This window comes from Maribellus comscasis, from assembly GCF_009762775.1.
GTDB classification, from domain to species: Bacteria; Bacteroidota; Bacteroidia; order Bacteroidales; family Prolixibacteraceae; genus Draconibacterium; species Draconibacterium comscasis.
Genome location: NZ_CP046401.1, coordinates 564,631 through 578,348 on the forward strand (window position 1 = coordinate 564,631; position 13,718 = coordinate 578,348).

A 13,718-nucleotide genomic window follows, 5' to 3' on the forward strand; every position below is an offset into this window, starting at 1 on the left:
GAAAATGTAAAAACATAGACAAAAAAAATACACTTTTTATCCTTTTTTACACAAGCAACTAATTCCCAGCCGCTTCTTGTTTCTCGTTTTGATAAAAAAGAAATAATAACTGGATGGAAATCCCCTTCTTTTGAAGTGCTTTTCGGAGTTCCTTCAGGGCACGATAAATTTTTGTGCGAGTCGATTCAACGGAAATTCCTAAAATACCTGCAATTTCCTGATATGAAAAATTCTGTTCAAACTTTAATGAAAGACCTTCGCGTTGCCTGTCAGATAACTCCATCATCACCTCTGCCAATATTTTGTGATTTTCATCTTTTATTTCGGAGGCTATTAAATCATCCTCAAAAGTCATAACCGGAATATCATTTTGAAGTAATATTTGCTCATCAGACAAAACAGAAACTTTTTTAACCTGCTCTTTGTATATTAATCTCCGCAGGGAGCGAAATAAGTAGAAATGAATATTATCGGTTTCAGAGAGTCGCTCCCGGTACTTATATAAATCCAAAAAAAGATCGTGGATACAATCTTTTACCAAATCTTTGTCTCTTGTGAAATGTAATCCATAGCTGTAAAGTGAATCAAAAAACAAATCATAAAGCGAATAAAAAGCCTTATCATCTCCTTTTCTAAATCGTTCCCAAAGATAACGATCCTTATCTTTCTCACCTTCATTATGTAGAGCTATGTGGTCGCACATAATCGAACAAAAGTATAAAAAATGATTTATTTAAAATCAGCATAATAATATGTCAGCCATACAGTGAGATATACTACGGCTAGGGATTCACAAAACTACAAACTACAATCGGGAGCTTATTGCAAAGGTATGGAACCTTGCCCATGCTGCGCGCAAAGTGTGGACAAACACCAAAAGATATATTTCTTTATATGAATATCCGTAAGACTACTTCAATTAATCCATTATGCACATAATCATCTAACAGAAAACACATTAAAAAACATACCTTATTTTTTCTGCGGCAAAATCGTGGGGCTGTTCAAAAAGTGAATTTAAAAATTATGGAACTTACAAATTGTTGTCATGTTCTTTTTACCCATCCAAACCTCCCCTGAGGTGAGGCTTAAACGGCAGGGAATTTAGGCGTGATAATCTTCATCGTTATTTACAATTTGATAGTTCCGGAAAAATCCATTTCACTTTTCGGACAGCCTAAGTAGAGGGAAAGTTCAGTAAAATACATCTTTTGTATTGTGTATTATTTCGAATATACAGTTTAGTAATATATTTTATAAAAGGCTACACTGAAACAATAAGTGCTTTAGGAATTAAAGGATCTGAATCCATCACTTCACTTCCATAGCACCATGCCAGTGTAACTGTAAGTGATACTCCAACACCTTCCCTTTCAAAGCTGCACAAACTGCAGCATCAGCAACACCACCTATTGTTGTAGGTGCAATAACACATTGTATCTTTTCACCAGATGGAAACCGAAGATTCTCTTCTACTAAATTGGCAGCAGTCTTGGCCAAGTTCATTGTTTGTTTCTCAAGCGATTCACGGACACCACGTTCTCTTCCATCAATAACCGGGCGGATACCAACTTTTGTTGGCAACCTTCCTATCAATCTATTACTCATATTTATAATTTTTTATTATTCGATTAAGTCAATTCTTTTTCAACAAAATCACCAAGTTTCTTATAATATTTATATAAGGTTTTGTATTTCTCAACATTCTCAGGAATTGGATGATATTCCATTTCGAAACCTCCACCCATTTTTGCCTGCGCCTCGCCAAGGTTTTCGTAAACACCGGCTGCAACTGCTGCTGCCATTGCAGTACCCAGAGCACAAGCTTGTTCTGAATGAGCCACTTTAATTGGCATATCCAGTACGTCGGCAACAATTTGCATTACCAATTTCGATTTTTTAGCCACACCACCCAGTGCAATTACACCGTCGATGCGGATTCCCTCAGAAATAAAGCGATCGTTAATGGCTTTTGATCCGAAAGCAGTAGCTTCAACCAATGCACGGAAAATACGAGGAGCATCCGAACCCAGATTCAATCCGATAATCGCTCCTTTTAATGCCTGGTTAGCATCCGGAGTACGACGACCGTTCATCCAGTCGAGTGCTACGATTCCACTTTCTGCGATAGGAATTTTTTCAGCTTCCTGGCTTAATTTAGCAATGATCTTGCCTGAAGTTTCATCTATCAGTTTTTTCTTAGTCTCCTCGTCGATCAAATCAGATTCGGCCAAAATATTTTGCATTGGCCACTCGATCAAACGACGAAACCAGGCGTAAATATCACCAAATGCCGACTGACCAGCTTCCAAACCTAACATACCCGGAACGATAGATCCGTCAACCTGACCACAAATACCGCTTACCAGTTTATCACCCACTTCTTCAAGTGGCGCAATCAACATATCGCAAGTTGATGTACCCATTACTTTCGACAAGTGATAAGGCTCAATTTGAGCACCAACAGCACCAAGGTGAGCATCAAAAGCTCCTACCCCAATCACCACGTTGGTAGATAGACCTAATTTTTTCGCCCACTCTTCACTCAAAGTTCCTGCCGATACATCGCAAGTGAAAGTTTCTTTAAACAAACGATCTTTTAAACCGGCTAACATTGGATCAAGCTGAGTCAGGAATTCTTCTGATGGAAGACCACCAAAAGCTTCGTGCCACATCGCTTTGTGACCGGCAGCACATCGACTTCTTTTTAATGTTTTTGGATCGGTATTACCGGTGAGTAGCGCGGGAATCCAGTCACAATGTTCCACCCACGAATATGCAGCTTGATAAACCCTTGCATCCTTACGGATAATATGAAGCAGTTTTGCCCAAAACCATTCTGATGAATAAATTCCACCTTCATATTTTGTAAAATCAATTTTCCATTTTTTGACCAGCTCGTTAATTTCATCAGCTTCTTTTACTGCCGTGTGATCTTTCCACAATATAAACATGGCATTTGGGTTTTCCTCAAAGCCGGCAGTTAATGATAGTGGCGTCCCGGTATCATCAACGGCAACAGGAGTGGAACCGGTTGTATCAACAGAAACTCCCACAACTTTTTTAGCAACATCGTCTGGAGCATTCTTCAAGGCCTCTTTTATCGTAAATTCCAGTCCCTCCAAATAATCCTGTGGATGTTGACGAAACTGATTCTTCGAGGCTTCACAATATAATCCTTGTTTCCAACGGGGATAATTATAAACCGCACCTGAAACTTCTTCACCGCTTTCTACATCAACAATTAATGATCTAACGGAATCAGTTCCAAAGTCTATTCCTATACAATATTTTTTCATAATAAAATCACACTTATTTATATTCAAGCCACGGAATGATAAGCACCTGACTAGTCATTAAGATTATTCGGAACCTCAACACCGGAAACAATAATCTTATTTACATCGACATATCCATACACGATGTTTAAAAATGGTTTTCCTCCTTTTAGTCCCACATTTCCAAAACCTGTTTCAGTAGAAAGAAAACTTGTAAAATCACCTATTTGAGAATCAACGTACAAAATCTGATCAACAGCATCATAGTGCACACCGGTTAGTCCCTGCAAAAGTCCATAACTTGCCATGGCACGAGCATACCAATGACCGCATTCAAATTCATTAAACGGGTTCCTAATCCGTCCATCGTAGCGTTTCCGTGCTTCCCGTACAATCTCTAAGCCTTTTTCAACTTCGCCCATAAACATAAGATGAGAGGCAACCTGGTATTCAATTCCGGTCCATACTTCATTGCTATAAACAAAAGGAAGTGTTAAGTTATCTCCATGGGGCCAGGTACAAAGTAAAAGGCCTCCTTCATCTCCAACAGCGTAGGTTGGGCGTTGCGGATTAACATGGTCTGTCAAATCGTTCTTTAAATTGTATTTATGAACGGATACAAGATGACTTTTAACTTTATTTTTATCTACAATATTTTTAAGTCCGGCCATTTCCCCAATCCATGCACCAAGTATTCCATCTGACAAACATCCGTTACCATATTGATATTTTGGACCTTCCTTTTGCAACAATTCAATTGCTTCTGGTGAATAATTCATCATAATCCCAATTTTTGATTCAGCAACCGGATCTTTCGCCGTTAAACCATCAATCTTTATTTTCTGAATAAAATACTCACCGTTAAACAGGTCGTTTTCAATCGTCTTTTTCCCTTTGTTTAATAACTCTTCATAAAATGAGATATCATCGTCCATTGATTTCCCCATTTCAATCATAGCTGATAAAGCGCCCAAATAAAAACTGGTACACATTCCATCGGGGCCCCAGAATTCGATGTCATAAGTGTTGTGATGTGGCTCTTCCAAGGTCCCGGTGTGCCTTGGATCCCAGTCTTGGATGCAGTAATCCATACTCCTTTTTACATAAGGATATAACTTTTTCATCCATTCATCATTGCCTGAAATACGCCACTCCCGGTAAGCCTTCATAATTCCACCTAACTGTCCGTCAGCAGCGGCATGAAAGTTATGTCCTTCAACCGGACTAATAGGCAGACTTGCCCTGAAATTCTGATGCCCTTCTTCATTCTGACTGACCTCGAATTCAGTTTCCCGTAAGGATCTTTCCAGTGCAGGAAATAAATTTGGTATTGCCTGTGCATAATTCCACACATGCGTACACGAACCGGGACAACAACCAGCCGCATCACGGCATCCTTCCCACCCCCACAGTTTTCCATCTTTCTGGCGCAAAACAGTCGGAGACTTCAGAATAGTAAGATTGGCAGCAACTGCTTCAATTACTTCAGGGGGCAGCGTACTGGAATAAAAGGCCTTAGAAAATAATTCAGACTTGTTTCTTAACTCATAATAATTCTGTCGCCAGTATTTTATTACTTCTTCAATACTTGTAAATCTTCCGGAATACCAAGGCTCATAATAAGTATTACTTAAATCGGAACAACAACCGGTTGACGGATCACAATTTTTTGCTATTTCCGTCTTCATATCAACAGGAGGAAGACCAGACCGAATATCAGAGTGCGGAACATACCAGGCCATCATTACTTTGATTATCTTCTCTTCGCCTGGCTCTAATTCAAACGGAACATATAGAGAGGCACCTGGCGCCCCATTGGATTTGGTATCTTCTTTGAAAGTAAATTCCGAGATGTCCTTCCAAAATATGGTTCGGGAATCGACCCAGCCACCACGAAACCAGGATAAATCAGTTATTGTTTTAGAATCATCGCACATAATTGCAAAGTCCCCTTTATAATGGGGTTTATCTGGTTTACATTCTTGTTTGAGCAGGAATCCATTACTTATCGCCGAAATTGAATCTCCGCTTTCATATTGTCCTCCCCATTCTTTAGTGATTTCAATTCGCATAAAGTTTTGAGCATGATAAGAAAAACAAGCCTCTATTCTTTTATTGCTCGTGTTTTTGAATTTGTATTCAAGAGCACCAACCGGCAGACTTGAATTGTCTTCATCAGTAGGGATAAATGGACTCCACCCTGTTAATGATACATTTAAGGGAATATCACTATCCTTTAGTTCAATATCTGCAAATGGGAAGCGGGTCTTAAAATTTACTCCTTCAAAGCGTGGAAAACCATAGTTCTTACTTCGCGCACCATTGCCTGTTCTTGGATTGCCAAATATCTTCCACCCGGGAACAGGCCCCTCAAGTACTTTTGCCCCATTTTTATATCCTTTTACCGCAATTGCAGCCATCATAAAAGGCTCATTAAAAATATCAGGTTGGTTTCTGACCGACATATGCGAGATAGCTCCTGTTCCTTCAAGGCAAAACATACCTGCCCCAATACCTCCAATTGGAAAAGCAATTCTGTCCAGGTTTTCTCCTGTATAACTTTCATTAAAATTATGTCCTGACTCTTTTTCGGCATACGATTTCATATTGTATGAAATCAATGCCAACAATATCGCTAACAACAATGCATGATTCTTATTTTTCATTTCTATTTTATTTTGTTATTTGTATTCTATATCTTTTAATATGTACACTATTTAAAATTGCCAACAGAAGCGTAATGCAACATTCTCTCTACCTTCTTGTTATCCTGGTTATTAAAAATTAATCAAAACTAAGGTCTTTAAAAAAGTCTTTTCCAAAATGATCTACAATCCGGGTATAAGATTCAGCTGCAGCACCATTTCCCCAATCATAAATTGTGAACTCCCCGATTCCAATCCCTTCACCGCTTGTCATTCCCTGATGGCCGTAATTTTCCATCATAAAACCATAATCTTCCGGGCCAAAAAATGGCCAGGCTTTTTCCCATTGCTCTTTTGTTTGTGGATTCTCGGGGCAATACATCATTTCAAATGAAGCATACAAAGCAGCAATTCCCCGTTCTATGTATTCATTCCGGTTCAATAATTTCCCGTAACGGATAATTAGCTCAGAAAACAAACCCTGACGTGCATCATTCCATTCCCCATCAGCATTCATTACTCCAAAACCGCCAATTGCCCGCACATATATATAAGGTGGTTGCCAAGTAGCCTGGTACATCAGTAATTCATCCATTGCCCGTTCACCGTATTCGAGATACTTTTTATTATTGGTAAGCTGATATGCTTCGAATAAAACCTCTGCAGTCCAGAAAATAGAAAGTGTATTCTGTTTGTATTGATTGTTGCGTTGTTCTTTTTTACCAACCAAATTCTTTGAACCATAGCCTGAACAAGACCAATAGGTCTCAAAATCTTCCCAGCGCCCTTGCATGATAATTGTTTCAACAATAGCGTCGATACATTTTAATGCTGGTTCGAAATAGGCTTCATCACTGGTTGCCTTGAACATATTCAGAAGAAACAATGCAGAAACTGCAGACTCCGGAGATTGGTTTAAATGTTGCATCGGTTCCAGGCTATCGAGTGTTAACCAACCGGGGAAAAAACCATCAGGAGATTGTTTTTTTAGCAATGCATCAGCATACGTTTTGCAATATTCAAGCAAACGCGAGTCTTTTTCCAACTCGTTATACCACAGAAGCATCTGGTTTGCTGTAAAACTCATGTCCAGAATATGATAGGGTGCGGTATGTGCATCGCGGGTATACGGATTTCGGTTTGAATTTCCCCAGTACCAATTATCCCAGCCTTTGGAACGGTTGTATTCCCTTCCCCCTATTTCTACTTTTTCCATTTCGGTTGCAATCACTCCAGGGAAAAACCCCTCTTTTTGAGGAAAAGAAAGCGCCAGTTCTTTCGTTTTTAACGCATATTCCAGCAGTTTTTTATCATTCGTCTGTTTGGCATAACGATATAGTCCGGAAGCAGATCGTAAGGAACTAAACCATGCCTGATTCCAGACAGAACGAAACCCTCTTTCATTAACCTCTCCGGGATAATTTGGACTTTGCGTTGTATTAACAATATACGTGGGAGCGCCAACATCTTTTCCATCGATATGGATGTCCTGCCAGACACTTTTTTTCCATGAATTAAATGCCCAATTGTATGTGTGTTCTATATATTTTTCAGGGGATGCATGTGTTTTCATAACTTTTTTAAATTCATCACTTCCCCAATTATTCCAGAAGAAATCTGCTACTTTTCGCCATGGATTAAACAAATCTTCCTTTTTATTGGAATAAAGAATATAAAACCCAAATTCGATATTTCCTTTGGGGAAAATTGCACCGGGCTTTTTTACAAAAAGAATATGCCCGTCAACTTCTGAATTGCTAAGTCCGAGTGTTAACAGATTATTTTGTGCATCCATATCCATATACCAGTCTACAGGATTCTCCCCTTTCAGTATATTCAGATAGGGAATCAATGCCAACTGTTTTGATTGAGAAGTCACAATTAAAGCCGGCGAACGAAAAACATGTTGAGCAATAATGTGATTATCGGTTGGCGTTAGATGTGGCGCCCAGTTAAAATCTGGAACAAAAGCAGGCTTTAACTGCATCTTCCAGTCGTCTTGTTGCAGTGTGTCCGGTATTTGAAAATATACTGAAACTTTGATTATCTGATCCGAAACTTCAGCATACTCTACTTTCGGGGCTAAATTTCCCAGTTTACCATAATCGATAGCAGATATATAGGCTTCTAATTCTTTAGGTAATTGTGCGTTACTTTTCGAATAACTTAAAATAGTAATGCAAAAAGCAAATATAAAAACCGTAGTTTTTATGTAATAAAATTTATTCATAATTTGATTTAATTGATATATTATTTCAGTTAAATTATTCCTGATGATTTAGGTTAAGAATGGAGTTTTTATGTTTATTTTTCATTGCCCCATAGATCTCTTTTATTACCATGTGCATTTCTCCAGGCATCCCTCCATAAATGGATGTCGACGGCCCTTATTGCAGGTAAAGGTTTACGTTCTTCTTTGCTAAACGACCTTGGCAAAGGAGCTGCTTTATGCTGGTACCAGTAGGCGACTGAAGCTAGATCCAGTGTTAAATTGTTATTATGTCCATGTTCAATTGTAAATTTGCAGGATTTATCGAAGTACACGGGATCGGAAAGTAAAAACCGATATACGTGAGTACGGCCAAGCCAGCCTGTTTCATTATTTACCCGGGGATACCCAAAATAAGGATGGTAAAATAATTCTTTGGGACTCCATGAGGTATTAAAAAAATCTTCAGTACCGGTTCCAACTATGGACGGTGTTTTTTCCCCGTCAATAAAAACCATCTCATCTCCTTCGCCATACCACATCGTTGTAGGACAATTGATGTAGTAATTTACCCCTACAAACTGCCCCTTACCTTTAATGTCAGCAAAGACATAATTTTCATCACCAGTTAAATTATTTCCCTGTTCTCCAAGCGTACCCCATTCATTCTCGCCTTCAGGCAATGCTTTTGTAACTTCTCTATTGTACCAGGCATGAAAACGTCCGCAGTCCTCAGGAAGTTTGTCCATTTCAACATAATCGATATTGAAATAGAATGCGCTGATTTCGGTTCCGGATTGGTTCTCAATTTCTATTTTAGCGCCGTTGGAAAAAGGCATCGCAAAATAACTAACATACGATTTTCCTACTGCAGGGGCAACGGTAAGCGGGGCGCTTACGAAATCGTATGTTTCGTCCCAGCCATTTCCAAAAAAAGAACCAAGCGGCGCTTCAACCGAAGGAAACGAATTGCCATCCCAATACATACGTAAAATCACATCATTCCGATTTACTTTGTCAGCTTTGGGAGCTATTGTAATCCAAATATGATTGATTATTCCAGCCCCTTCCACATTCATAATAACCATCTTTTCACCATCCTTTATATTAGTAAAACGATCATTATTTCCACCTGTCTTGTCATAACTGCCAACACGTTTTGATTTTACACCTTCTCTGATTTTAGTAAGCGAAAACATCTCATTGTCCATATTTTGTGCAAACAAATAGCTGGTACAAAAAAGGAATAAATTAATTAAGATAATTCTTTTCATTAGATTTGATATTTATGATTATTCTTTCAAGTTTATATAGAAGGGGTTCTTTTGTTCATTCCAACCAAAACCCCGTAAAATGCAACTACAATAAAAGCAAAAGCAGGGACCCAGTAAGCCAGTTTTATACTTCCGGCCTGGTCTGAGACAATTCCCTGAATTTGTGTTAAAACAGCAGCCCCGGCAATGGCCATCACCATACCTGCACCGCCTATTTTTGTATCTTCGCCCAATCCGCTAATTCCCAGCCCATAAATAGTAGGAAACATAAGCGACATTGAACCGGAAACTCCCATCAATGCATACACCCCCACATTGCCTTCCCCATAAATGGTAACAACACAAAGAACCGCCGCTAAAACACCAAGCGCTGTCAGCATTGTTCTTGGCTTGAAAAAGCGCATTAGCCAGGTGCATATAAACCGTGCAACTACAAAAAGGATTAATGACATGATATAGTAAGTGGCACCCGCTTGTTCAGGTGTTCTTGGAAGTAAGGGTTCAAGGCCAAGCCAGTCAACCAGGTTATAAAATCCGGCAGCAACAGGCTCAACATTTCGTAATGCCTGAATAACTTCACCGGAAGAGGGATTGGCCCCAAGCCCGGCAATTACTGAATCCAGGTTCAATTGCTGCATAACGTAACGGATCGTAAATGACCACACTGCAATTTGTGCGCCGACATAGAAAAACTGGGCTATCACTCCCCATGTATAGTTTCGTTTTTTTATCAGCCTGCGAAATGTTCCAACAAAATCAAGCTTTTTATCATCTTCTTTCAGGTTGGGCATTTTTGTTAAAAAAATCATGATCAGGATAGTGACCATAACTACACCCACGGCCAGGTACGTGGTTGTTACTGCATTTAGCTCTGTTCCCTGTATTTTTGCCAGCTCGGCCGGAGACATTGCGGCCCGTTCAGCTGGCCCCAATGTACTTAATTGTGAAAGAACAAATACCTGGCTGATAACAACACCACTTATCGCCCCAAACGGGTTAAAAGATTGTGCAAAATTTAGTCGCCGTGTAGCTGTTGACTCCGGGCCAATTGCAAAAACATACGAATTGGTTGATGTCTCAAGTATCGACAACCCGGCAAACAAAACAATTATTGCCAGCAGGAACATCAAAAAACCAATCCCAATATTGGTACGTGAAACCAGCATCGCAGGATAAAACAAAAATGCTCCCGAGGCATACATCCCCAATCCCAGCATCACGCCTGATTTATAGCTGAACCGTTTTATAAACAATGCTCCCGGGATGGCAAAACAACCATAGCCAATTAAATAGCATGCAACCTGGATCCAGGCTGTTTTAGTATCGGTCAAACTCATTATGCGTTTAAACGCCGCAAGCATAGTATCCGTTAAATTATTGGGCACTGCCCAGGCAAAAAACAAGGAAGTGAGTAATATAAACGGCCACAAAATTCCTTTGGGAATAATCGATTGATTTTCTATGTTTTTCATATAATATATTGGTTGGATTAGACTTATTAAAATGCGGTTTTTATCTCATCAATGCTGAGATGGAATAACTTCTCGGTGATGTTGCTGAGCTGACTTTCGTCCCCTGAAATATGAAAAATACGTTGCCTGTGTGTAATTTCTTCCCCTGGTTTTAACAATGCAGCAGGAGAAGAACTTTCAATTTCATAAAATGGTCCCATAACAGATCCGTCATCTGTTGGCCCGTCATTATACGAATTGATTACATCTCCACTTAACGGGTTGTCCTGTTCTCCCCATAATGAATTTACATATTTCCCCGACACATCAGGTTTTGAGTACCAAAGCAGGGTTAATACTTTATTGGTGGGATCGTAGCTTCCACAATAGGGCATTGCCCTCATTGGAGGAATTCCTATTTTACTTCGATGTTTCCCATCAACTTTAAAAAACAAATTACCCGCTTTTGCAATCAATCGATCGGAAGGTACTTTACCAAAATAATCATCTGTTACAATTTTTCCCATCTCAGCTTCACTGCCTTGCCGGTATGGAATAAATACTACTCCCTTTTCCGAAGGATTAAACATGCATAATAACCACAAAGAAAGTATACCATCTTCGGAGTTCCAGCTGTTTGTCCCGGTATTAGAAAGAGTATTAACCGATTCGAAGGCAACGAAATTAATATCCGGCGTCAGAGAAATTCCTAATACTTCCTCAATATTAGATTTTGATAAAACCTTAACAGAGCGTTTAAGCCCAATATTCATTAATGTTCCGGAAACATTTTCAATTGAAAAGTTCTTTCCAAAGCTTACTTCATCACTTTTTTGTTCCAAAACTTCAAAAGACTCGGTATCCAGTTCTTTGGGAACTACCCAGTTGGCAAAAACCTGTTCTGCACCGGGTTTAAAGTAAATGGAAAATGGTCCACCTTCCGGCCCCAGCCATAATCTTTCTTCGCCACCAATTGGATTAAACTGAGGGCTCTTTTCTCCTGAGTCGAACAATTTATAATTAATCCATCCATAACTCAATCCTTCATTACCCTTTGAAGAACTTGTTATCACACGCCCCTGGTATCCGGGAGCAAGCAATACTTTTGAATTTGACTCTAAATCGCTTAGTTCAATCGTTTTGATACTATTCTTTTTGAGAAAGGCTACATCATAAGCGTATGTACCCTGATTTAATTCTTCTGATTTTTCCATTGTTACTGATTTTTTCCCTGAACGCGTTGTACATGACAAAAGCAAAAAGCTAGACATCAGTAAGCACAAAGCGCTGAATTTTAGCAAGGTCGATGTTTTCATATTCATTTTTGTTATATAGTTAAGGCAATTATTATCGCTATGACCTCATAAACAGAGTTTATAATTTTAATATTACTCTTTTACAATTCCCGGTTGTCGCCTATTTTCCCCTTCCCTGCCGGTAATATCATCCCCCAAATCTTCTCTGGCCTTTTCGGCCAGCTCCAGCAAATCGTCAACAACATCAGGAAAAAGTTCCTTGACATCATATCGTTCACCGGGATCACGACGCATATCATAAAGTGCCAGTTTTGCATCCCATCGTTTTACAGGGCCTCGTAATCCATTTTGGCCAGGCTTCATCCCTTCGTATGACCAAAAAACGTGTGGTAAAACCAACTTCCAGTTATCTTTCCGTACAGCTTCCAGGCTATTTTCCCTGTAATAATAATAAAGGCTATTTCTTGGATTTGCATCTTTTTCACCTTTCATAAGTGATATAATATTTACCCCGTCAATTTTTTTAGAAGGCAAAGGCACATCGCTAATGGATGCAAGCGTAGGAAGAATATCAATGGCAGAAGCCAATTTATTACATATAATTCCTTCAGGGATTACACCTGGCCATTTCATCAAACATGGAACACGCTGCCCTCCTTCGTACGTAGTTCCCTTTCCTTCACGCAAACCACCTGCAGAGCCCCCGAAATTACCGTAACTCAGCCATGGCCCGTTGTCTGATGCAAAAATTACCAGGGTATTGTTGCTAAGCCCACACTCCTCAAGTGTTTTAAGCACCTGGCCAACAGACCAGTCAATCTCCATTACTACATCTCCATAAATTCCCTGTTCGCTTTTTCCTTTAAATTTTTCTGAAACAGCTAAAGGAATATGTGGCATGGAATGAGCCAGATACAAAAAAAATGGAACTTCTTTATTGCTATTAATAAACTCAATAGCAGTTTGAGTATAAAGTGTCGTTAATATTTCCTGGTCTTCATTATTTTTAAATTCTCCTATTTTTTGATTGCCCTTAATCAGCGGCAACTCCGGGTATTTCTCTTTCCATTTTGATCTTTCCGGAAAATTTCTTGTGTTATCATCATAAACCGGCCACATGTTATTGGAATAAGGAATTCCCAAATATTCATCAAACCCTTGTTGTAAAGGCAGAAATTGGCGAAGGTCCCCCAAATGCCATTTGCCGATTGCTGCTGTTTTATAATTTTGCTTTTTTAAGACTTCTGCAATGGTTTCCTCATCAGGGTTTAAGCCAATATTAGAATTAGGTTTCAATGCCCCGTGGATACCGACCCGGTTGGGATAACAACCTGTTAGTAATGCTGCACGGGAAGCACTGCAAACGGGTTGTGCAGCGTAAAAGTTAGTAAACCGGATACCCTGACTTGCTATTTTATCGAGGTTGGGAGTTTGATATTGAGTGGCTCCATAACACCCTAAATCTCCATACCCCATATCATCCACAAAAATAAGAACAATATTAGGCGGCTTATCCTGCTTTTTCGGTATCTGCGTTGAACAAGAGAAACATCCAATTACACAGCTTATAAAAAACAACAGTTTACTTTTATTTCCAAAACTCAT

General features: G+C 39.3%; 8 protein-coding genes and 1 pseudogene. All 9 read right to left on the bottom strand.

Annotation, left to right across the window (positions count from 1 at the left end):
• Nucleotides 1–58: 58 nt before the first annotated feature.
• The 9 genes and pseudogenes from GM418_RS02405 to GM418_RS02445 all read right to left on the bottom strand — a co-directional run bounded on the left by GM418_RS02405 (nt 59) and on the right by GM418_RS02445 (nt 13,718).
• Nucleotides 59–703, bottom strand: a complete 645-nt coding sequence (locus tag GM418_RS02405; protein ID WP_158862784.1) for an RNA polymerase sigma factor — start codon at nt 701–703, stop codon at nt 59–61.
• A 561-nt stretch (nt 704–1,264) separates the two neighbouring features.
• Nucleotides 1,265–1,608: pseudogene (locus GM418_RS02410) on the bottom strand (hypothetical protein).
• A gap of 23 nt (nt 1,609–1,631) precedes the next feature.
• Nucleotides 1,632–3,299: a ribulokinase gene (locus GM418_RS02415; RefSeq protein WP_158862786.1), complete on the bottom strand. Its 1,668-nt coding sequence runs from the start codon at nt 3,297–3,299 to the stop codon at nt 1,632–1,634.
• A 50-nt stretch (nt 3,300–3,349) separates the two neighbouring features.
• Entirely contained in the window at nt 3,350–5,944 is a 2,595-nt protein-coding gene (locus tag GM418_RS02420; protein ID WP_158862788.1) for a GH116 family glycosyl hydrolase, read from the bottom strand.
• A gap of 118 nt (nt 5,945–6,062) precedes the next feature.
• The gene (locus GM418_RS02425) at nt 6,063–8,153 is read right to left on the bottom strand and encodes a glycoside hydrolase family 88 protein (RefSeq protein WP_158862790.1); all 2,091 of its coding nucleotides are present in this window, start codon (nt 8,151–8,153) and stop codon (nt 6,063–6,065) included.
• A gap of 74 nt (nt 8,154–8,227) precedes the next feature.
• Complete coding sequence (locus GM418_RS02430) at nt 8,228–9,406, bottom strand: glycoside hydrolase family 172 protein (protein ID WP_158862792.1); 1,179 nt, start codon at nt 9,404–9,406, stop codon at nt 8,228–8,230.
• 32 nt (nt 9,407–9,438) lie between these two features.
• Nucleotides 9,439–10,878: an L-fucose:H+ symporter permease gene (fucP, locus tag GM418_RS02435; protein WP_217447688.1), complete on the bottom strand. Its 1,440-nt coding sequence runs from the start codon at nt 10,876–10,878 to the stop codon at nt 9,439–9,441.
• Nucleotides 10,879–10,904: 26 nt separating this feature from the next.
• Nucleotides 10,905–12,071: a DUF6786 family protein gene (locus tag GM418_RS02440; RefSeq protein ID WP_158862794.1), complete on the bottom strand. Its 1,167-nt coding sequence runs from the start codon at nt 12,069–12,071 to the stop codon at nt 10,905–10,907.
• Between the two features lie 174 nt (nt 12,072–12,245).
• Nucleotides 12,246–13,718: a sulfatase family protein gene (locus GM418_RS02445; protein ID WP_158862796.1), complete on the bottom strand. Its 1,473-nt coding sequence runs from the start codon at nt 13,716–13,718 to the stop codon at nt 12,246–12,248.